15 protein-coding genes and 3 pseudogenes are annotated in these 20,884 nt (G+C 73.5%); 9 read left to right on the top strand and 9 right to left on the bottom strand.

From position 1 onward, the window contains the following. Positions 1-50: 50 nt before the first annotated feature. On the top strand, positions 51-617 hold the full coding sequence (locus UK82_RS09080; RefSeq protein WP_055406884.1) for a RyR domain-containing protein: 567 nt from the start codon (positions 51-53) through the stop codon (positions 615-617). A 12-nt stretch (positions 618-629) separates the two neighbouring features. On the opposite strand, the gene UK82_RS09075 is transcribed toward UK82_RS09080, so the two are convergent. Then, positions 630-1,277, bottom strand: coding sequence for a hypothetical protein (locus tag UK82_RS09075; RefSeq protein WP_236705696.1), 648 nt, complete (start codon positions 1,275-1,277; stop codon positions 630-632). Positions 1,278-1,816: 539 nt separating this feature from the next. Between UK82_RS09075 and UK82_RS09070 the strand changes: the two genes are divergently transcribed. Further along, on the top strand, positions 1,817-3,262 hold the full coding sequence (locus UK82_RS09070) for a condensation domain-containing protein (protein ID WP_236705695.1): 1,446 nt from the start codon (positions 1,817-1,819) through the stop codon (positions 3,260-3,262). Positions 3,263-3,318: 56 nt separating this feature from the next. Here UK82_RS09070 and UK82_RS09065 read toward each other — a convergent pair whose 3' ends face one another. Next, positions 3,319-5,082: a glycosyltransferase family 4 protein gene (locus UK82_RS09065; protein WP_055406882.1), complete on the bottom strand. Its 1,764-nt coding sequence runs from the start codon at positions 5,080-5,082 to the stop codon at positions 3,319-3,321. 143 nt (positions 5,083-5,225) lie between these two features. On the opposite strand from UK82_RS09065, the gene UK82_RS09060 reads away from it, so the two are divergent. Together UK82_RS09060 and UK82_RS42005 are read left to right on the top strand one after the other, a co-directional pair. Beyond that, entirely contained in the window at positions 5,226-6,674 is a 1,449-nt protein-coding gene (locus UK82_RS09060) for a lipopolysaccharide biosynthesis protein (RefSeq protein ID WP_044882894.1), read from the top strand. Positions 6,675-6,978: 304 nt separating this feature from the next. Next, complete coding sequence (locus UK82_RS42005) at positions 6,979-9,441, top strand: hypothetical protein (protein WP_396230498.1); 2,463 nt, start codon at positions 6,979-6,981, stop codon at positions 9,439-9,441. Positions 9,442-9,458: 17 nt separating this feature from the next. Here UK82_RS42005 and UK82_RS09050 read toward each other — a convergent pair whose 3' ends face one another. From UK82_RS09050 to UK82_RS41420, 3 genes and pseudogenes are all read right to left on the bottom strand, one after another. Further along, on the bottom strand, positions 9,459-9,947 hold the full coding sequence (locus tag UK82_RS09050; RefSeq protein ID WP_173667257.1) for a GNAT family N-acetyltransferase: 489 nt from the start codon (positions 9,945-9,947) through the stop codon (positions 9,459-9,461). Positions 9,948-10,007: 60 nt separating this feature from the next. Then, positions 10,008-10,196 (bottom strand): annotated as a pseudogene (locus tag UK82_RS09045) (DUF1778 domain-containing protein); the annotation flags it as partial. A 1-nt stretch (position 10,197) separates the two neighbouring features. After that, positions 10,198-10,277: pseudogene (locus UK82_RS41420) on the bottom strand (DUF1778 domain-containing protein); the annotation flags it as partial. A 114-nt stretch (positions 10,278-10,391) separates the two neighbouring features. On the opposite strand from UK82_RS41420, the pseudogene UK82_RS36745 reads away from it, so the two are divergent. Both UK82_RS36745 and UK82_RS09040 read left to right on the top strand, forming a co-directional pair. Next, positions 10,392-10,564 (top strand): annotated as a pseudogene (locus UK82_RS36745) (aldo/keto reductase); the annotation flags it as partial. A 1-nt stretch (position 10,565) separates the two neighbouring features. Next, a partial coding sequence (locus tag UK82_RS09040; RefSeq protein ID WP_236705694.1) for an aldo/keto reductase occupies positions 10,566-11,198 on the top strand: 633 nt, incomplete at its 5' end. Between the two features lie 20 nt (positions 11,199-11,218). Here UK82_RS09040 and UK82_RS09035 read toward each other — a convergent pair. Both UK82_RS09035 and UK82_RS09030 read right to left on the bottom strand, forming a co-directional pair. Next, positions 11,219-12,004, bottom strand: a complete 786-nt coding sequence (locus UK82_RS09035) for an ABC transporter permease subunit (protein ID WP_044882898.1) — start codon at positions 12,002-12,004, stop codon at positions 11,219-11,221. After that, positions 12,001-13,179: an ABC transporter ATP-binding protein gene (locus UK82_RS09030; RefSeq protein ID WP_052680868.1), complete on the bottom strand. Its 1,179-nt coding sequence runs from the start codon at positions 13,177-13,179 to the stop codon at positions 12,001-12,003. The genes UK82_RS09035 and UK82_RS09030 overlap by 4 nt, the downstream gene beginning before the upstream one ends. A gap of 518 nt (positions 13,180-13,697) precedes the next feature. On the opposite strand from UK82_RS09030, the gene UK82_RS09025 reads away from it, so the two are divergent. Both UK82_RS09025 and UK82_RS09020 read left to right on the top strand, forming a co-directional pair. After that, on the top strand, positions 13,698-15,539 hold the full coding sequence (locus UK82_RS09025; RefSeq protein ID WP_055406879.1) for a PP2C family protein-serine/threonine phosphatase: 1,842 nt from the start codon (positions 13,698-13,700) through the stop codon (positions 15,537-15,539). A 48-nt stretch (positions 15,540-15,587) separates the two neighbouring features. Next, the gene (locus tag UK82_RS09020) at positions 15,588-16,292 is read left to right on the top strand and encodes a DUF4230 domain-containing protein (RefSeq protein WP_044882900.1); all 705 of its coding nucleotides are present in this window, start codon (positions 15,588-15,590) and stop codon (positions 16,290-16,292) included. 139 nt (positions 16,293-16,431) lie between these two features. Here the strand turns inward: UK82_RS09020 and UK82_RS36740 are convergent, their stop codons facing one another. Beyond that, the gene (locus UK82_RS36740) at positions 16,432-17,502 is read right to left on the bottom strand and encodes an alpha/beta fold hydrolase (RefSeq protein WP_255354274.1); all 1,071 of its coding nucleotides are present in this window, start codon (positions 17,500-17,502) and stop codon (positions 16,432-16,434) included. A gap of 61 nt (positions 17,503-17,563) precedes the next feature. Further along, positions 17,564-19,161, bottom strand: a 1,598-nt coding sequence (locus tag UK82_RS36735; protein ID WP_255354273.1) for an AMP-binding protein, incomplete at its 3' end; no start/stop codon positions are given. A 1,096-nt stretch (positions 19,162-20,257) separates the two neighbouring features. Between UK82_RS36735 and UK82_RS09010 the strand changes: the two genes are divergently transcribed. Next, positions 20,258-20,860, top strand: a complete 603-nt coding sequence (locus tag UK82_RS09010) for an Hsp20/alpha crystallin family protein (RefSeq protein WP_055406877.1) — start codon at positions 20,258-20,260, stop codon at positions 20,858-20,860. Positions 20,861-20,884 lie beyond the last annotated feature (24 nt).

Here is a 20,884-nt window from a genome sequence, read left to right as displayed (position 1 = left end):
CGGCAGTTCGATCCTTGGCCGCCATCCGTTTCAGAAGGAGTCACCGGGCCATGACAATGGTTGTGAGCGGATCCTCGACCCGGCAGTCCGGAACGGCCCCCGCAGCCGCGGCGGGCACCGCGCCGCTGCTCGACCCGGGGTGCGTCGAGCGGATGGCGCAGGCGATCCACCGCCGCTACCTCGACCACGAGCTCGGCAAGCGGCACGAGGCGGGGTCACGCCCGGGGCTGCGGCCGTGGGCGGAGCTGGCCGAGCCGCTGCGGGAGGCCAACCGTGCGCAGGCCGCCCAGTACGCGGCGATCGTGCAGGCCCGCGACTGGTCGATCGTCTCCGCCGGGCCGGACGGCGACCCGTTCGCCTTCACCGACGCCGAGATCGAGGAACTCGCCCGCGACGAGCACGTCCGGTGGCGCCGGCACAAGGAGCGCCAGGGCTACTCCTACGGACCGCTGCGCAGCGACGCCGAGCCGGACAAGCGGCACCCGTCGATGGTGGACTGGGAGGAGCTCACCGAGGAGGACCGCGACCGCGACCGCGACGTCATCCGCAACATGCCCGCCGTGCTGGCGCAGGCGCGGCTGAGGGTCACCCGCAGGCAGGCCGCCGCCGCGAGCTGAGCCGCGCCCGCGTCAGTCGAAGCCGTTCTCGCGCAGCCACCGGCGCCGCTGGCGGGCGGACAGAAGCCGGATGATGCGGGGCCGGCGGGCGTAGTCCTCCTCGAGGATGCGGCGACGGACGGTCGCGTCCCTGACGTAGCGGAAGCCGTCCTCGTCCGCCGACTCGCGAAACCCCATCTCGACCAGATCCTGCAGGTCCGGGGTGCGGTCCACCCAGCCCAGCAGGAACTCGGCGGCGGCGGGGAGTTCCGCCGCCGCGGCGGTGAACTCGTGGGATGGGTCAAGGCGCAGCAGGCTCGCCGTCCGCCAGAGCGGGGCGAGCGCGCCTAAGTCGTCGCGGCGGTCCATGCTGCGCAGGCTGGCGAGGGCGACGGCGAGCAGCCCCAGGCGCAGCAGGTCGGGGTCGGTTCGGCGAACGGCCAGTGCGGCCATCCGGAACCCGAAGGCCCGCAGGGTCTCCGCCTCCACCTCCGGGCGGATCAGGTCCAGTAGCTGTTCGAGACCGCCGCCGCGCCGCGCCTTACCCAACAGTTCGACGATGGCAAGGTCGCGTTCATGGGGAATCGTTTGATCGGTGTAGTGTATTGATGATTCGCCCGTGAGGCAGACGAGGTCCGCGAGTTCAATCCGGCCCGACGGGCACCTCTCGTTGCCGGTCATGGCGCTCCTCTCCGAAACTGGCCGGTCGGCGCAGTCCTCTGGCGCCGTGGCCGAGCGCCCCGATCGCGCAGAGTGTCGCCACGATGACCGGGAGGATCATGGGGGCATCCTCTCAGGTCCCGACGATGCCGACCAGTGGGTAACACTGGGTGACAGGGTGCCCGTTTCGGGACGGGGGGTAGGACGACGGTGCGGGGCGCGGGCGACCTTTGGGATTCGTTACGCCCACAAATTGGCTACTTTGCGTGAGTAGCGGCCCGGTGTCCGGGTGGGTCGTATGCCCCGACAGACACCGTTTTTATGGCCTCTGCCTGCCATATCCCTGTTCGGGGTGACCTTGCGGGGGCGGGTCCGGACGGGCCGGCGGCGGGTGACCTCTCTCCCGAGCAAGCGATTTTCCCTGGTTACGCTGGACCTGCTCCTCGACGGCGACGCGCGCCATCGCCGTGAAAACGCGAAATCCCCTGCAGAGAGGCCGGCCTACGACAATGGGATTGGCGCAGGACGGCGGGGCTCCGGCACCGCCGATACCCGATCGGGTGTTGACTCCGGGTGAGCAGATTCTCGCCGCGTCGGACCGGGCGAGTGCGCCGCTGACCTGCGGGCTATTCGTCCAGACGACGGGGCGGCTGGACCCGGCGCGGCTGCGGGCCGCGGTGTGGACAGCGATCCGTCGTCATCCGATGGCCCGCGCTGTGCTCTACGGATCCCGCCAGCACGCCTGGCGGTTCCCCGCCGAACCCACGGCGGATCCGGTCGGCTTCGTCGACGACGGAACCGACGGGTGGCGCATCCACGAGATCCTGTCCTCGGCGCCGTTCGACCTGCACCGCTACCCGCCGATCCGGGTGGCGCTGATCCGTCGGGCCGACGGCGACCAACTCAGCGTGGTGGCCCATCACCTCGCCTTCGACGGGCTGCGGCTCGCCGCGCTCGTCGCCGAGATCCTCGACCACTATCGCGCGACGGCTTACGCCGCCGACCGCGACGGTGCCGTCGCACCGGGCGAGGGACACCGCGGCGTGCCGGCGGGCGTGCAGCCGCTCGCCCGGGCCGGCGCGCCCGGCTGGGCCACGCTCGTCCGCCACTCCGGGCGCTACATCACGCCGCTGGCGGCGGGGGGCGACGGCTACGGCTTCCATCCGCTGACGCTGCCGGCGCCCACCGGCCGGCGGACGCTGCCGGACGGCCGGCCGATGACCATCAACGATCTGCTGATCGGCGCGGCGCATCTGGCGGTCGACCGGTGGAACTCCCGCCGGGGCGGGGGGTCCAGCCGGCTGCGGATCCGGATGCCGATCGCCCTGGCGTCCGCGCCGTCGTCAGCCGCGGCGCCGTCGGTCCCCGCGCCGGGCGAGATCGGCGGCAACCGCACCGGTCTGACGATCATCTCGAGTGAGGTCGCGGACCGGGTCGACGCACTACAGCTCGCCGTCCGCGTGGTGGAGCAGACCGACCTGGCCAAGCAGGCCATCCCGCCGGTGGTGCCGGGGCTCTCCGGGGCGCTCGGGGTCGCTGCGGCGCGGTTCGTGCCCGGCCCGTGGCGCAGCACGCTGCTGCGCTGCGGAGTGGCCGCGGGGCGCCCGGTGCTCGCCCCGACCGCCGCGGTGAGCAACCTCGGTCGCTTCGACGACCTGGCCGGGGCCGCTGGGCTGCCGATCAGCGCCGTGTACTTCACCGGGACGGCCGGGATGCCGCAGGGGCTGTTCATCGGCGTGCTCGGGATGGGCGACAGCCTGAACGTCACGTTCGGTTACCACCGCCATCTCCTCGGGCCCGGCTCGGTGCCGGCCTTCGCGGATCTGTTCCGAGCCGCCTTCGTCGAGCTGGGCGCCACCGGCGCCCCCGGTGCCACCGTGCCGACGCCGGTGACCGTGCCCACGCCCGCCGTGCCCACGCCCGCCGTGGCCAGGGCCCCGCGGCCGGACCGCGCGGCGTCGCCCGCGGTGACCACCCGCCGCGGCGGGGCCGTTCCGTCGCGTTGACGCGAGGCTGGGCGGCGCGCCGGTGGGCCGCCGCAGGCACCGCCCGCCCGGGACCCTCACCCGCGGGCGGGCACCCCGGCGGCCACCCGCGAGAAGCCGGGGGCCGGCGGCGCGTCGGCCCCCGACACCAGCTCGCGGCTCGTGGCGAGCAGCAGGTCCTCTCCGGTGCCGGGACGCAGCCGAGGCTCGGCGGACACTCCCGCTCGAGCCAACGCCGCCCGCGCGGCGGCCTCGCCGGCGCCGTAGAGGACGGCGACCACCTCGCCCCCGTGGGGATCCGGCCGGTACACCAGGTCGGTGCGGCGCAGGGCGGGGCGGGGCGCGCCGGCCGGCAGCGTGAACGTGGCGTGGGTGAGCGCGTCGTCGACTCGGCGGCGATCGCGCGCCGCCCTCCCTCCGCGGCCCGAGCCGACCGGCCGCGCCAGCCGGTCGATCTCGGCGGTGACCACCCGGGCGAGCAGCTCGGCGCTGGCGTCCCAGGTGAATCCGGCCGCCCAGGCGCGCGCGGCCGCGCGCAGCCGGGCCGCGGCGGGCGGATCGGCCAGCGTCCGCAGCGCCTTGCCGATCGTTCCCGCCAGCGGCACGCCCTCGTCGACGAGCCAGCCCGTCGTCCCGTCCCGGACCGCGTCGCGCAGCCCCGGCACCCGGAACGCCACCGCCGGCACCCCGAGGGCGGCCGCCTCCAGCACCGACAGCCCCCACCCCTCCCCGTGCGAGGGGTTCACCGTCAGCCAGGCCGAGGCGAGCAGCCGGTCGCGGGTGGCCGCGTCGGTGTAACCATGCCACCGAACCACGTCGCCGCCACGGGAGTCGCTGCCACGGGAGTCGCCGCCAGGGGAGTCGCCGCCACGGGCGTGGCCGCCCTCCCCGAGGGGGCCGTCCCCGGAGACGGTCGTCAGGCCGAGCGCGACCGCGCGGGCGACCAGCCGCTGCCGATCGGGGCCGTCGCCGACGACATGGACGGTGAGACCTGGATGAGCGGCGACCAGCGTCGGCAGCGCGTCCAGGAGCAGGTGCAGCCGCTTGTGCGGCACGAGCCGACCGACGCACACGATCGTCGGCGCCGCGGCCGGACGCCCCGCCGCCGGGTCCGCCGCATCCCCCGAGGACGCCATGCCGGCGGCGGTCATGGGGGAGGAGACGGCGGCGGTTGCGGGGGAGGGGACGGCGGTGGTTGCGGGGGAGGGGACGGCGGCGGTCACGCCGTTGGGGACGAGGAAGCGCGGGCCGGGCAGGCTCAGCACCTCGCGTGCCTGCGCCCGGGTCGAGGGGGAGACGACGACCACCGGGCGGCGCCGGTAGACCAGCCGGCTGCCCGGTGCCTCGAGCAACTGCCCCACCTTGGCCACCGGACCCGGGAAGTACAGCGGGAACTGCTTCTGGTGGACATGGTGCAGCACCTGGACGATCGGTGTGGACGCCGGCAGCACCAGCGGGCTGAAGAACGGGATCCCGTTCTGGCAGTCGACGACCGCGTCGACGCGGTGTCCACCCCGCCCGAGGCCCGCCAGCCGGCCCAGCACGGACGGATAGACCCCGAAGGTGCCACCGCCACGGCGGACGTCCACCCCGGCCACGTGCTCGGCCACCGGCAGCGCCTGTCCCCCGTCCCCGGCCGGCCGGGAGGTCAGCAGCGTCACCCGCGCGCCGGCTGCGGCGAACCGCTCGGCGATCGACTGGCAGAACAGCTCGGCCCCCCCGGCTTGCGGGTGGTCCTGATCACGCCAGTTGAGGAACACCACGTGCCGGCCGGCGAGGGTGGGCAGGTACCGGTGCTCCCCGAGCCCGGCGGGGTGCGGCGTGCTGGGGCTTCCGATCACCGGTGGCGTTCCTCTCGGTTCGATCGACAGGGCTTAGCATGTTCGCCTGCAACCTACAGATGTCGGAAAAATCGGCGGGCACATACCATGGCCGGTGTTCCGCCACGGGTGATCGACGTGTTCCGTTCCCGATGGGGAGACTGATGGCGAAGCCCTCGCGAGAGGCTGTGTCCGGCCTGCTGGCCGGCCCGGCAGCCCTGGCGGTCGCCGGCATGCTCGTCAACGGCTGTAACCTGCTGATGAACCTGATCGTCGCGCGCGCTCTCGATTCCGATTCCTACGGCGCCGTGTCCGTTCAGGTGAGCATCTTTCTGATCCTGTCGGTCGCCGGGAACGCCCTGCTCATCGCCGTCGTGCAGCACGAGACGTCCGGGACCGGGGACACCCGCCGCGAGCAGTGGTCCTGGATCCGTCGGCTGCGCGGGGCCTGCGGCGTCGGAATCGTCGTCGCCACCGTCGCCGCCCTGGCGCTGTCCCGCCCGGCGGCGGCGCTGATGTCCTACCCTCACCCGGTGGCGATCGCCGAGGCCACGATCGGGGCCGCGCTGTGGACGCTGCTGTGCGTGGAACGCGGCCTGATGCAGGCCCGTGGCGCCTATCAGCGGCTGGCCGTGAACTTCGTGGTCGAGGGCTTCGTCCGGATCGGCCTGGTGATCGTCTTTGTGGTCTCGGGCATGGGGGTCAACGGCGCGGGGCTCGGCATCGTCATCGGCGTGATCGTGGGCGCCGAGCATGCCCGCTGGGCGGTCGCCCGCACCCCGCGGCTACCCCGTCCGGCCGCCGTCCGCACGTGGTCGGCGCCGCTGCCCGACGACGGCACTCCGCCGGCCACCGGCCCGATCCCGATTCCGATCCCGGCCCCGCGCGCCAGCGCCCGCCAGAGTGTCATCGCCGACACCACCGTGGCGCTCGGTGCGCTCATCCCGCTGGCCCTGCTGCAGAACATGGACGTCGTCATCGTCGGCTGGCTGGGCACGGACGGGGTGGGCGGCTACGCGGCGATCTCGACAGCCTGCAAGGTGCCGGTCTTCATCGGGCTGGCGGTGGCCAACTTCCTGCTGCCCGAGGCGGCGCGGCGGCGCAAGGAGGGCCGCTCGGCCGGGGCGACCCTGGCGGTGGCCCTCGCGTTCGTCGTCGCGCCCGGCCTGTTTCTCGCCGCGATCGGCCTGGTCGGGGCCAAGTGGCTGCTGGGCCTGGTATTCGGGCCCCACCTGACCGGTGCGGCCCCCGCCCTGTGGGTGCTGGCGCTGAGCATGACGCTGCTGGCCGTCACCCTCATGTTCACCACCTACCTGCTCGGCGCGGGGGTCCGCCGGGTGGTCGGGGTGCTGGCGGTCGCCACGGTGGCGACGGCGGCGGCGCTGGTCTCGGCGGGCGGCGGCTCGATGGCGACGGCCACGGCGGCGCTCGCCGCCGAGTCGGTGACCGCGCTCGCGGTCGGGCTGCTCGTGGTCCAACTCCACCACGCCGACCGGCAGGCGGCGGGCAGGAGGGTCAGGGACGACGGGCGCGGCGGCGGGGACGCGCCGCCGCTCGGCGCCGCGTCGATCAGCGACGCGCGGCCCGAGGAGGGCTTCCCCGCGCCGGTCTAGGCGCCCCCGGACGGGCGTGGTCCAAAGGCCTTGTCCGATATGTCGTTCTAATCCGTCGGGTACGGTCGTCCTACTCGGCCGGGGCCCCCCACCCTCCGGCCTCGAGAGGGCCCACCGGCGTTGAGAGGCGAGGCCACCGCACATGCCAGCCAAGATCCGTTCGGATGCCGACGGCGGTGAGCGCGGGCGCACCACAGTCGGCAGACATGGCCGTCGTCGCGGCAGGGACACCCCCGACGGCCATGACCGAGCAAGCCGTCCCGACGCCGCTTCTCCGGACGCCCCTGACCCGGACGCCGCCGCTTTGTACACCCCTGACCCGTACACCCCCGACCCGGGCACCCCCGACCCGGGCACCCCTGACCCGGGCACCCCTGACCCGGACGCATCTGACGACCCGGCCGCCGCTGCCCCAGGCGCCACCGTTTCGCACGCCACCGTTTCGGGTGCCACTCTTGCGGGTGCCGCGGCCCCGGACAGACGCGCCTCGGACACCGGCGTCCCGGACCCCACGACCCGGGACGGCGCGGCCCCGGACCCCGCGACCCGGGACGGCGCGACCCGGGACGGCGCGACCCGGGACGGCGCGACCCGGGATGGTGACCTCACCGGTCGGGGCGGTGCCCTCGGCGACGGCACTGATGATCATGAAACTCTGCCTGGCCGCAGCAAGCAGGTCCGGATCGGCAGGCAGGTCCGCTTCGGAAAGGGCCATGCTCCCGACGGCGGCCATGCCCCCCGCGACAACCATGCCCCCCGAGACAGCCATGCCCCCCGAGACAGCCATGCCCCCCGCGGCAGCCACACCGCCAACGACGGTGATGACGGCGGCCCCAGCAGCGACGACCACGACACCCTGCCGGGTCGTGCCGGTGCCTTCCTCGGCGGGGACACCGACCAGACCGAACGCGGTCGCCGTGCCCGCCGCCGGGACCGCGCCGGCCGGCGTGACCGTGCCGCCGAGGCCACCTGGATCGGGGCCGCGGACCTGCCCGGCGCCGACCAGCCGGAGATCCCCCCCAAGCCGGCCGCGGCCGCGGAGGACGACAGGGCCGCGGGTGCGCAGCACACCCGGCTCAGTCGCCGCCGGCTGCTCGTGACCGCCGTGGGACTGGGCGCGGCCGCGGGTGGCGGGCTCATCGCCGGGCGGCTGCTGTCGTCGGAGGGGTCGGTGCCCGGCGGCCTGCCCCAGGGCCAGCCGTCCACCCCGGTCGGCGGGGTCACCGCCGGCCCCTCCGTGCAGGCCGGCTCGGTGACGAAGCTGCCCGAGAACCTGCTGACCATCTACGGCGCGCCCGGCAGCTTCGGCAACTTCGACGGCGGCCAGACGACCGTCCGGGTCACCGAGGTGCCCGGGTGGGGCTTCGGCCCCGGCCAGGCCGCGTTCAATTCTGCGGTGTCGGCCGACGGCACCGTGTTCATGACGACCACGCCGTTCTCCGACGACCAGTCGAAGCTGACCGGTACCGACATGGAGATCGAGATCTTCGAGCCGGACATCGAGCGGTTCACCCGGCTGGTGATCCCCTCGACGAAGGGCCGCCTGAGCCTGCCCCGGCTCGATCCGAACTACCGCGGCGTCGGCGGCGGGGACACCTCCGACGTGATCGTCGTGCCCGGCCCGGACGGCGCCCAACGGGTGCTGTTCACCTCGCTGATGCCGTACTACGGCTGGAACACGGCCGTGGACGGGGAGCTGCCGAGCGTGGGCCAGCTCCGCCGGGACCAGCCGACCGCGCGGTGGGTCTATGACCCGCAGGTGTCCTGGACGGCGGAGCAGCTCGCCACGACGGCCTCGCCGTCCCTCGCCGCACAGGCCTTCCCGCCGCTCACGCCGTTGCAGCCGCGTTCCTCGCGCGGGCCGGCGTCCATCGCCCGCCTGCCACGCAGCGGGCACCTGGTCATCGCCCAGTACCTGGGCGCCGGCGGCGGCGGAACCGACAACGGGGCGCTGCTCGTCGTCGACTCGGCCGGCCGGGTCCTGGCGCACTGGCAGTATCCGCAGGTCCGGCCGTTGGGCATCGCGCTGGTCGTCAACCCGCGGGAGGTCGTCGCAGATCCGACCAGCGAACCGGACGACGAGCGGTTCGTCCTGATCAGCGATGTGCGGGGCCTGGACTACAGCACGCAGCCGTTCCCGATCCAGGAGTTCTCCTACTCGGCGTCCCGCGGCACCATCACCCCGTGCAGCACCGCGGTGCGCGCCGTGCAGGACGGTTCCCGGATGGAATCCGCCGTCTTCGGCGCGGACGGCACGCTCTACGTGGCGCGGACGAAGAGTGACGGCCTGCACGCCGAGACCGTGGCCGTCTACCCGAAGCTCGGCCGCGAGCGCGGCCTGGTGACCCGCGCGCCGGCGACCGGCAACTGGCCGACGGACACCTGGGGCATCGCGAACCAGCCCGACTATCTGGTGGCCGGCACCGACCAGGGCGGGCTGGTCCGCAGCATCACCCTCGACCCGCGGACCGGCGCCGTCCTGCTCGCCGGCCTCGACGGCCTGGTGCAGGTCGTGCGGCCGGCGGGGCGCGGCGCACGGATGACCTTCCGCACCGAGCCGCCCATCGACGTGGGCCTGAACATGCTGCGCGGTCCGTCGACCCGCTACGTCGGGGTGCGCCGCGGCGCGGTCGACCCGCTGCGGCGCAGCCTGTGGCTGCCCGTCAACCAGATGGTGCTCGACGGTCTGCCCTGGCCGTACCCGCCGTTCAAGCTCGACCAGTGGCTGATGCGGGTCGACCTGGACGTCCTGCTGGGCGACGACTGAGGGCGACGGCCAAGGGTTCAGCCGCCGGCCACAGCGCGCAGCGGCAGCGCCAGCAGGTAGGGATCGAACCGGGCGTCGCGGAAGCCGACATGGCGGTAGAAGGCGCGCCCGGGTTCCCGCATCGCATGGGCGAGCAGCAGGGGTAGCCCGACCATCCGGTGTACGGTGAGTGAGCGCATCACCGCGTCGCGGACGAGCCGGGCGCCGATCCCACGGCCCTGGTAGCGCAGATCGACGGCGAGCCGGCCGACGAACATCGCCGCGACCGGCTCGGTCGGCCGCCGCGAGCGTCGGCGCGAGCCGGGGATGCGTTCCACTGCGGCCGTCGCCAGGCAGTAGTAGCCGGCGATCCGGTCGGCATCGAGGATCACGAACGTGTTCGTGGTCCGATCCTGCTGATGTTCGAGGGCGCGATGCCGCAGCCAACCGTCAAGCAGGTCGTCCCCGCTGTTGAAGGTCGTGCGATCCATGGCCTCGGTCAGGGCCGCGGGTTTGGTCAGGGGCACTGCGTGACATCCTTCTTGCCGGGTCGGGGACGCGGTCGGGAGGCGGTGGGCGGTGGCGGACTACTCCGCGCCCGGCTCGTCGTCCAGCAGCCGGCGCAGCCTCGGGGTGTCGGCCGGCGGCTCGTTGAGCAGCGCCTCGAACGCGCCCCAGTCCGTGTCCGGCACGCGGAACAGCCGCCGGTCGGCCAGCACCTCCTGGGCGTACCGCTTCATCGCCTCGACGGCGAAGTCCTCGAGGGACAGGCCCTCNCCCTCCGCGGCGGAACGGATGACGCCCGCCGAGTCCTCGGGTAGCTGCACGGCGAGTCTGTCGTCCCTGGCGGCACTCATGCTGGCAGTCTGCTCCCCGCGCGTCCGGGCCCGCTCGCTGGGTCTGCCTCATCGTGACAGAAAGGTCTGCGCGCCGTGCCGCCTTCGCCCGTTCCCACCGTCCCCCTCGCGCANGGCGCCCGGATGCCCCAGCTCGGGCTCGGGACCTGGCCGCTGGACGACCGCGCGGTCCAGGGCGTCGTGGAACAGGCGATCGGGCTGGGCTACCGGCTGATCGACACCGCCCACAACTACGGCAACGAGAAGGGGGTCGGCGCCGGCCTGCGCGCCGCCGGGGTGGCCCGCGANGAGCTGTTCGTCACCACGAAGTTCAACAAGCGCTCACACAGCGTGCGGGGAGTGCGCCGGGCGGCCGCGGAGAGCACCCGGCGGATGGGCCTCGACTACGTCGACCTGTTGCTCATCCACTGGCCCAACCCGTGGCGGGACCGGTACGTCGCCGCCTGGAAGGGCCTCGTCGACCTGGTGAAGGATGGTCAGGTGCGGGCCATCGGCGTGTCGAACTTCAAGACGACCCACCTGGACCGGCTGCTGGCCGAGACCGGGGTGGCCCCGGACGTCAACCAGATCCAGCTCGATCCGCGGCTGGGTCGGGGCGCGGTCCGCGCCTACCACGCCGAGCACGGCATCGTCACCGAGGCCTGGAGCCCGCTGGGTGCCGGCACCGGCCTGCTCGACGAACCCGTCATCACCCGGATCGCCGCCGCGCACGGCCGCACACCCGCGCAGATCGTGCTGCGTTGGCACGTCGAGCTCGGCGTGGTGGCGGTGCCGAAGTCGGCCAGCCCGGCCCGGCTGGCCGAGAACATCGACGTGTTCGGCTTCAGCCTGACCGCGGAGGAGATCGCGGCCATCTCCGGCCTGGACCGCGGGGCCGCCGGCGAGGCCGACGCCCTGGACTCCGACGTCTTCGGCCACTGACGTCTTCGGCCCCTGACGTCTCAGGCGGTCATGTCTCGCCGCCGGAAGACCATCAGGGCGAGCAGCACCATGACGCCGGCGTAGACCACCCCGCGCAGCAGGGCGTCGGCGTAGGGCATGGGGTCGGCGGCGCCGCCGGTGGCGATCTCCTGCATGAGCTGCACCGGCAGCCACGAGCGCGCCGGGCGGTAGATGCGCGCGATCAGCATCTCCACCGGAAGCGCGTAGGCGAGCGCGACGGCGATCGCGGCCGCCGGCCCGCGTAGCAGGATCGCGGCCAACGCCCCGATCGCCGCGTACCCCAGCGAGCCGAGGCACAGGTTGACGAAGCCGGTGCCGAGCTCGACCAGTCCCGCCCCACTGCTCCAGGCGGCGGTGGACACCCCCCGGGTCGGCGCGAGCAGGAACGACAGCCCCACCGAGACGGCCGTGGCCGCTGCGACGATCAGGACGACGAAGGCCGCCAGGGCGAGCAGCTTCCCGGCGAGCAGCCGGGCCCGGTGGGGCCGGGCGACGAGCTGGTTGCGCAGGGTGCCGTGACTGTGGTCACCGGCCAGCGAGGCGGCGACGACCGACAGCGCCACCACCCCCAGCAGGATGCTGACGGCCTGCACGCCCTGGAGCAGGCCGTCCGGCCGGGACAGGGCGGCGGCGGTGACCGGATCGCCGTCGAAGTCCCGGTGCCCGACCGAGAAGAAGGTCAGCACGGTGCCGAGGAGGGCGCACGCGACCACGGCACCGAGCGTGCCCAGCAGGAACCGGGGCCGCAGCAGGGGCACCCATTCGGCCCGAAATGCCGCGATCATGTGGCACCCCCGCGGCTGTGGGCCGGGTCGAGCCCGGCGCCCACGGGCGGCGGCACGCTCCCATCCGGCTCCTGCCCGGCCTGGGCGGTACGGACCAGGTCGCCGTCGATCTCTCCGGTGACGCGCAGAAAAGTCTCCTCCAGGTTGGGTCGGTGGGTGCGCAGCGAGCGCAGGGTGATGCCGGCGCGCATCGCGAGCCGGTTGAGGTGGGCGGCCAGTCCCTCCGGGGCGTGCGCGGTGACGACCGGCCGGCGGCCCCGGGTGGCCGAGGCGTCCGGAGGACCGTTGCGCAGATCGATCTCGACGCGCAGTCCCTCGTCGCCGAGCAGCCCGGCGAGCCGGCGCGCGTCGGCATCGTGCTCGGGGATCATCACGATGCGGGGATCCTCGGCCGCGAGCAGGTCGGTGACGTGGCCCTGGAACAGCATCCGCCCGCCGTTGATCATGACGAGGTGGTCGCAGATCTGCTCGACCTCGGTGAGCAGGTGGCTGGAGACGAAGACGGTCATCCCCCCGCCGGCGAGCTGGCCGAGCAGCGCCCGGATCTCCCGGATGCCCGCCGGGTCCAGACCGTTGGTCGGCTCGTCCAGGATGAGCAGGCACGGGTCGGGTAGCAGGGCGGCGGCGATGCCCAGGCGCTGCTTCATGCCGAGCGAGTACGTGCTGAACCGGTCGTCGGCCCGCTCGCCCAGGCCCACCTGCCCCAGCACCTCCTCGACGCGGCGCTGTCGGAGGGCCCGTTGCCAGCCCCCGATGCCGCGCAGGATCGCGAGCTGATCGAGGTTGCGCCGGCCCGACAGGCCCGGGTGGAAGGTCGGGCCCTCGATCATCGCGCCGACCCGGTGCAGGTAGCGGTCCGGCTCGGTGATCGGCTCGCCCAGGACGTGGCCGTGGCCGGCCGAGGGCCGGATGAGGCCCAGCAGCATCCGCAGCGTGGTGGACTTGCCGGCGCCGTTTGGCCCGACGAAGCCGGACAGGGCCCCGCGGGGCACCTGGAGGTCGAGATGATCCACGGCGCGCCGGGCGCCGTAGCGCTTGGTCAGCCCGCGGGTCCAGATCGCCGTGTCGGCGCGGGCCAGGCCCGCCGTACCGTCCATGACGGTCGGCGAGGCGGCCGTCCCGTGGGCCGGGTCGTGGTTCGCGTGGGCCGGGTCGGTGGCCGAACCGGAAGTCATCGTGGTGCTGCTCCCACCCTGGGTGTCGGATGCCCGCCGCAGGGGGCGCCCTGCAACGGCGAGCGTCGGGGAGTGCGACCGGGGCAGTCCGTGAGCGCTCGCGGCCCGGTCGGGTGACGCGCACCCGCGAAAGTCAGGGGGCGGCACGTCCACGAATGTCAACGACCAGCCTGTGGGCCGGGTTCCAGCTCCGCGGCTTCAACCTGTGTTNTCCCGCCGGTTGACCTCGTCACGCGCCGAGGCTCGGCGTGGACGAGCAAATCAGCCTTTTTAGCTGGATTTCCTGACCGACTTCGTTTTTCGTACCGCCAGTGACCTGGCCGCCTTTTTGGACGCGACGTGGCGGTACCGCCGGCATGTTCCGGTCGCTCGGATCGCTTTCCTTCGGCTGGCGGGCGCGCCGGACCCGTCGGGTTGCAGGCCGGGGCTGCCCGCCGGACGACCGACAGGACACCAGGGACGCGGGACGCCCGTCACCCGACACAACCCGCCCCCGACGAGTGGACGACAATCCTGGCGTGGGCGAAACGGCTGGCCTCCGGCGCGGCATCCGGACGCTGACGCTGCTTGCCAGCATCGCGATCATCGTGATGCTGGTGCTGGCCGTGGCCTCTGCCCTGCGGTCGCGGCACGCCGCCTCCGAACGGGGAAAGCACCTGGACCCCGCGGCCACGACCACCGCGATGCTCCTCGCCGACTTCGTCGATCAGGAAAGCGCGTTGCGTGGCTACATCGTCACCCGTGACCGCGGCTTCCTGGAGCCGTTCGACGACTCCCGGCGTTCGGTCCCCGCGCTCAACGCGCGGCTGGACGACCTGCTGGCCGACTTCCCCGACCTGCGGGCGCAGCGGACCCGGGTCGACGTCGCCTACGGGACCTGGCGGCGCGAGGTCGTCGAGCCGGAGCTGGCCGCGATGGCCCGCGGCGACGTGGCCGGGGCCGCCGGCATAGTCCGCGCGAACGCCCGCCGCGACTTCGACGAACTGCGCCGCCAGGCCGCCCGCCTCGCCGGACAGATCGACCGCGAGCAGGTCGAGGCGTCCGGCCGGGTCGAGAGTTCGTCCGTGCTGCTGCTGAGCTCCCTGGCCAGCGCGATGTTCGTCATCCTCGGTGTCCTGGTGACGATCATGATCGTGCTGCGGCGCTGGCTGCTGCGCCCGATCGGCGCCCTGCAACGCTCGGTCAACTCCGTGGCGGCCGGGCGATACGACACGCGGATCCCCTCGGTGGGCCCGGCGGAGATCGTGGCGCTGGCGGCGGACGTCGAGACGATGCGTGCCCAGCTCGTGCGCCTCGTGCGGCAGAACGAGCGGTCCTGGGAGGCCCTGGCGCAGCAGGGGCCCGCCGTTATCGCTCTGCGCGACGCGCTCACCCCCTCACTGCTGCGAGCCCGCGGGCTGATGTTGCACGGACGGGTCGATCCGGCCCAGGGGGAGCTTGCGGGGGACTGGTACGACGCCTTCGAGCTGCCCGACGGACGCGTCGCCGTGGTCGTGGGCGACGTCTCGGGCCACGGCGCCGCAGCGGGCGTCTTCGCCCTGCGACTCAAGCAGCTCCTCGACGCCGCGCTGTCCACCGGCGCTGGCCCGGCCGCCGCGGTGGAATGGGCGGTGGAGAACCTCGGCGAGACCGAGGAGATGTTCGCCACCGCCATCATCGCCGTCGTCGATCCACGCAGCGGGGAACTGCACTACGTCAACGCCGGCCACCCGGACGCGCTGCTGCTGCGCCGGGCCGGGCCTGCCTGGGCGATGGCCGCGCCGGCCGCCCCGCCGGCCATTCCCCACCCCGCCGCGCCGCCCACCCCGCCGGCCGGCGCCGTCGACGATGCCAGGGTCGACGATGCCAGGGTCGACGCGGTGGTCGACGCTGCGGACCCGGCCCGCAAGCGGGACGCCGGCGTCGCGGGGCCCCGGCCGTCGGTGAGCGTCAGCGCGATCGTGGGGCCGGCGGCCGGCGCGCGCCGAAGGCCGACGAACCAGGCGCCCGCGCCGAAGGGGAACCGCCGGCACCCCGCCGCCCAGATCGTGCGGCTGCCCCCGACGGGGCCGCTGATGTCGGGCCTGCTCGCCGCGCCCGGCGCGTGGGAGATCCGGACGTTGCACCTCGAACCGGGGGACGCGCTCATCGCCTACACCGACGGGCTGGTCGAGGCGCGCGACGCCGCCGGTCGCCAGTTCGGCGCGCACCGGCTGATCGCGGAGATCCTGCGCGACCCCGGCCGCACCCCGGTGGGCCTGCTCGACGCCGCCTTCGACGCCGTGCGCCGGCATGCCCCGGGCCGGCAGGGCGACGATCGCACCGCGATCATCCTGGCGCGCACCAGCGAGCCGGCGGCGATCACCGGCGGGCGGTCGTAACGCCGACAATCGGCGTGGTTACCGGGGNTTTCGGGTACATCTTGCGCCATGAACGACGAGCCCGGCACGGACCGGCCCACCCGCTCGAACCGGACCCTGCGCTCCCTGCCGTCCCGCTTCAGCCCGCTGCGGCTGATCGCCACCATCCTGCTCGCCGTGCTCGTCGTCGGCCTGATCGCGGTGGTGGCCGGGTGGCGGCCCAGCCTCAACCCGTTCAAGGAGCGGACGATCGACCGCAGCTCCCCGGCGGTGCTGCGCTCGCTGGAGGACCTCAGCTCCTACCACGCCGCCGGCGCCCACTTCGAGGTCGTCGTCGATCTCGAGGACGACACCAGGTGGATCCCGGCGGCGCTGAAGGGGGAGCGCACACTGTTCGTGGGGGTCGGCACGGTCGACTCGACGGTCGACTTCGGCCACCTCGACGCCGACGCCGTCACCGTCTCGCCGGACCGCCGATCGGTGACCATCGAGCTGCCGAACCCGACCCTGTCCACGCCGGTGCTGGACCTCGACCACAGCTACGTGGTCGCCCGCCAGCGCGGTGCGCTGGACCGGGTTGGCGGCCTGCTCGGCGGGGTCAGCAGCGACAAGGGGCTGTATCAGAAGGCCTCGTCGAAGATGACCGACGCGGCCAGGACCGACGGTCAGGTCATCGAGCTGGGCAAGAAGAACACGACCGCCATGCTGCGCGGTCTGCTCGGGGCGCTGGGTTTCACCGACGTCCGCGTGACCTACGCCGCCGACCGCCGCTAGCCGGGCGGCTGGCTGGTGGCCTCCCGGCACCGCCCGGCCACGGGCGGTGCCGGGACCTGGCCACCGGGTGCGGCCGGGGGACACGGCCGGAAGGACACGGTGGTCCCTGACCGTCGCCCGGACGGGCGAGACCGACGGCTCAGCGCCGAGCCGCCTGCTCGGCCACCACTCGGTCGATCTCCGCCTGGAAATGCTCGGAGATCTTTATGACATGCGGTTCCCGAAGCAGATAAAAATGTTCACAAGGGACATAGTGCGTGTCGTGGCTGCCGGTGAGAAAAGCCGACCAGGCGTCCTCCGAGTCCGGATTTTCGGCCGATCGGTAGACGAGGGTCCGGCCGGCCCACGGCTGCGGCCGGTAGAAACGCTCGAGTAGCCTGCCGTGATTGAAGAAGACGTCGAACTGCTCCATTCCGCCGAACTGCACCACTCCGGTCAGCGGAATCTGCACCATTTTCTTCAGCGTCGCGATGTTGGTGAAGTTTGCCCGCTGCTCCGGCAGTAGCCGCTGGGTGAAGCGCGTCAGCCGGTGGCGGTAGGTACGGGCGTGCTCCTGCGCACCGCCGGGCGTCACCGGCGCGCCGGCTCCGTTCGCGGTGTCGGCGGCCGGCGCTGCGCCGTCCTCCTCGCCGGGCGTGATCCGCAGGGAGGACGGCATGTAGGTGTCCATGATCGACAGAAAGCCGACCTCGTCACCGGCCGCGGCGAGCTGCTGGGCGATCTCCATCGCGATCAGACCGCCGAGGGAGTGCCCGGCCAGCAGGTAGGGGCCCCGCGGTGCGATGATCCGGATGATCTCCAGGTGGCGGCGGGCGGTCTTCTCCACGCTCCAGTCGGGGAAGCCGCGCCGTTCCAGACCGTGTGCCTGGAAGGCGTAGACCGGCTGGTCGTCGCCGAGCCGGCGGGCGAGCGAGTGGAAGCCGAGCGCGAGCGCACCGGCTCCGGCGAAGCAGAACAGCGGCGGGCGCGAGCCGGTGGTGCGCAGCGGCACGACGGTCGGGTGGCGGGGGCCGGCCTGCTGGGCCAGCGAGACCGTCCGGGCGAAGGCGCCGAGCGTGGGGGAGTCGACCAGGGCCGACGACGGCAGGGAGACCCCGAGCTTCTCGCCGACGAGGGTGAGCAGCTCGTTGGCGGCGAGCGAGTCGCCGCCGAGCTCCATGAAGTCGTCCTCGATCCCCACCTCCTCCAGGTCCAGGACCCGGGTCCAGATGTCGGCGACGACGATCTCCCACTGGGTCCGCGGCCGGGCGGACCCGGCGGGGGCCGCGGGNGGGGGCGGCAGTGCGCCGCGGTCGACCTTGCCGCGCTCGTTGCGGGGCATCTCCGCCAGCGCCACGATCGTCGTGGGCACCATCCAGACCGGCAGCCGCTCGCGCAGCGCTCGGCGGATGCGCACCGGGGACAGCGTGTTGCCGTTCACCGCTGGGACGACGTAGGCGACCAGGCGGTTCTGTACCCCGGTGGTCACCGCGGTGACCACCGCCTCGGCGATCTCCGGGGAGTTCAGCAGGGCCGCCTCGACCTCGCTCGGCTCCACCAGGTACCCACGGATCTTCACCGCGGCGTCGCGCCGGCCGAGCAGCACCATCGTGCCGTCGGGCTCGAACCGGCCGAGATCGCCGGTGCGGCAGGTGGTCCGGCCGTCCGGGCGCGGGGTGAACTTCTCCGCCGTCAGCTCCGGGCTGCCCCAGTAGCCCGCGGACAGGTACGCCGAGGTCACCTCGACGTCGCCCGACTCGCCGGGCCCGGCGATGGTGCCGTCCTCGCGGCGGAACACCACCTCCTTGCCCGGCGCGGGCAGCCCCGCCGGCACGGTGCCCGCGGGCACCGGCGCGTCCGGCGCAATCTCGAAGAAGCCCAGCGAGGCGATCTCGGAGGCACCAGACCAGTTCACGTAGGTACAGGACGCCGGCACGTGCGGGCGCAGCGCGGCGATGTCGCGGCCGTACGCGGCCTCCCCGCAGGTGGTGACGATCCGCAGGTCGGCGAGGATCTCGTCCGGTTCGAGCGCGCCGAGCAACGCCCGCAGCAGCGACGGGGTGGTCTGCAACGCCGTCAGGTGCTGGGCGTTGATCCAGTCACCGAGACCGGGCAGCCCCGCCGACCGTGGGTCGTAGGCGTAGAGGCCCGCGCCGTTGAGCAGGCCGAACACGACTACGGTGATCCCCGCCGCGAACGAGTACGGCAGCACCAGCGCCAACCGGTCGCCGGGCCCGAAGCCGAGGCGCTGCGCGCCGGCATAGGCATCGCACAGGAATGTGCCGTGCGTCCAGACGACGCCCTTGGGTGCGCCGGTGGAGCCGGAGGTGAACACGATGCAGGCCGGGTCGGTGAGCTGCGGCTCGGGCCACCAGACCGCGTCGGCCCCGTTGGCGGCGATCCACTCGGCGCCGTCGCCGGCCGCGGCCGCGAGGTCCAGCACCAGCCGGGGACCGTTGCCGGCCAGCAGCTCCAGCAGCGGTTTCGGATCGACCGTCGCCACGGCGGCCGCCTGCGCGTCCGGCGACCCCACCGGCCGCAGGCCCACCGTGGAGCGGGCGACGGAGCCGTCGCTCAGGTCAGTGATCAGCGCGACGCAGCCGGCCTGACGGATGATCTGAGCCATCCGCTCGGCCGGCACCATCGGATCGAGCGGGACGACGGGCCGGCCGGTCTTCATCGCCGCCAGCACGCCGAGCAGCCCGGGGACCCCGTGCGGAAGCAGCGTCGCCACCGGGCCGTCCTCGGTCGCGTCGAGGCGCCCCAGCACGGCCACCGCGATGTCGTCCGTGCGGCGGTCGGTCTCGGCGAACGTCATCGTGACGCCCGGGGACACCACCGCCGGGGTGTTGGGCAGGTGCGTGGCGACCTCGCGGAACCGGCTGACCACCGAGGCCGGTAGATGATCGAAGTCCAACGCGGGGAAGGGGACGTCACCTCCGGGCGTCGCGACCGCCAGAGCCGCGCGCCGATCGCTCTCGTTCAATGCCACTCCTTGTCCTCTGTGCTGCCGGCGCCATCGGTCCGTGCCAGATGACCCTCGACCACGTGACTCTCGCCGATCGTGGGATCGTCAGTCGCGCGCGACCAGGCGGTCCGTCGGAAACGCCCCGAAGGGCCGTCGCCGCGGCGACGGACGGGCGGGGCTGTCGGCGGGATGCCGCCTGACGGGAGTGGGTCGTTCTGGGCGACTCCGCCAACGAAACACGTGCGGCGCTGCAACCGTTCGCTCGAGGTACACGAACAGCCTCCCCAGCATGCAGTCCGGTATAGCGTGGGACTTTATACCACGATGGTGTGGCTTACTTGTCGCCACCCCTCGTAACCTTGACGGAAGTGTCGGTTTACCCGCTCGTAATCGGGGTCGACGTTTCTCCACTCCGTAAGGATTTGCTGGTCTTGCCGGGTATTCCGGCTACGGCGCGAACCGGTCACCCGGTGCTGATCTGCGCTCGTCGGGCATTCTCCCGATGGGCGCGTCACGGCACCCGGGGCCGCCCGGTCGGGGCCTGGCGCTCCAGCCGGTCGGCGTGTCCGCCGGTCCGGCTCCTCGGAGTCCACCGGCGGCGGGTGATGGGCTTCCGCGCGCCTGACCGGATGCGCGGGTTGTTCCGGGTACGCGGGCCGCGCCGGCGTCCCCTCGCCGCCCCGCCCCCGCCCGGGGAGGGGCGAGCACTTCTCGGGCAGCCCGAACGGGCCGGGCGCGATGCCGCAGCGGCGGGGTCCGGGTACCCCCGCGGACGATCGTGGAGGTCGCCCCGGCGACCGCGGCCGCGAGATCGCAGCCTCGCTGTCACCTGTGTCACTCTGCACCAGAAGTGCTGCCGAGACTTGCATCCCGAAGCTTGAGCGTCCTAGACTCATGAACTGTGAACGACGGACGAGCTGAAAGCCGAGGCCTCACGGCGAAGGATCGCCGGGATGTGCCTCGGGGCGGCCCGGCCCGCCGTGACACCCAGAGATCGATCAAGACGAGGGAGGCCCTTGTGAGCACCTACCTGTGGGACCCGTTCGCGGCGCTGGGGCGGATGGACCGGGAGTTCGACGAGATCGTTCGGCGCGCGTGGGGTACCCGGCGCCCGGCGCTCGCCGGCCGCTCCCAGAGCGCGGAGCTCGCCGTTCCCTCGGCCGACGTCGTCACCGAGGGCGAGGACGTGCTGATCAACCTCGAGCTGCCCGGGGTAGACGTGGAGCACGACGTGGTCGTGGAGATCGACCGTGGCCGCCTGGTCGTCCGCGGCCGGCGCGGTGGGCAGCGCGAGCGGGAACACGCCGGTCGCGTCCACCGCGAGAGCTGGTCCGGCAGCTTCCGCCGGGAGTTCCAGCTCCCCGAGCGGGTCGACGCCTCGCGGATCTCCGCGGGCTACGACCGGGGCGTGCTGACCGTCCGGCTCGCGGGCGCGGCGGTCGAGCCGAAGGCGACCCGCATCGCGGTCACCGCGGCGAGCGGCGACCACGCGCCGGCCGCCGTCGCGAAGCCGGTCGAGGTCGCGCCGGCCCAGCCGAGCGAGGTTCCGGCCGTGTCGGCGCAGCCCACGGCGCAGAGTGAGGGCGGCCGGGCCGAGTCCGCGAACACGCCGGCCGCGTGACGGCGCACCCGGGGTGCGAGTCCC

It is taken from the genome of Frankia sp. ACN1ag, from assembly GCF_001414035.1.
Taxonomy (GTDB): Bacteria; Actinomycetota; Actinomycetes; order Frankiales; family Frankiaceae; genus Frankia; species Frankia torreyi.
This window is presented reverse-complemented; position numbering and strand designations above follow the sequence as displayed.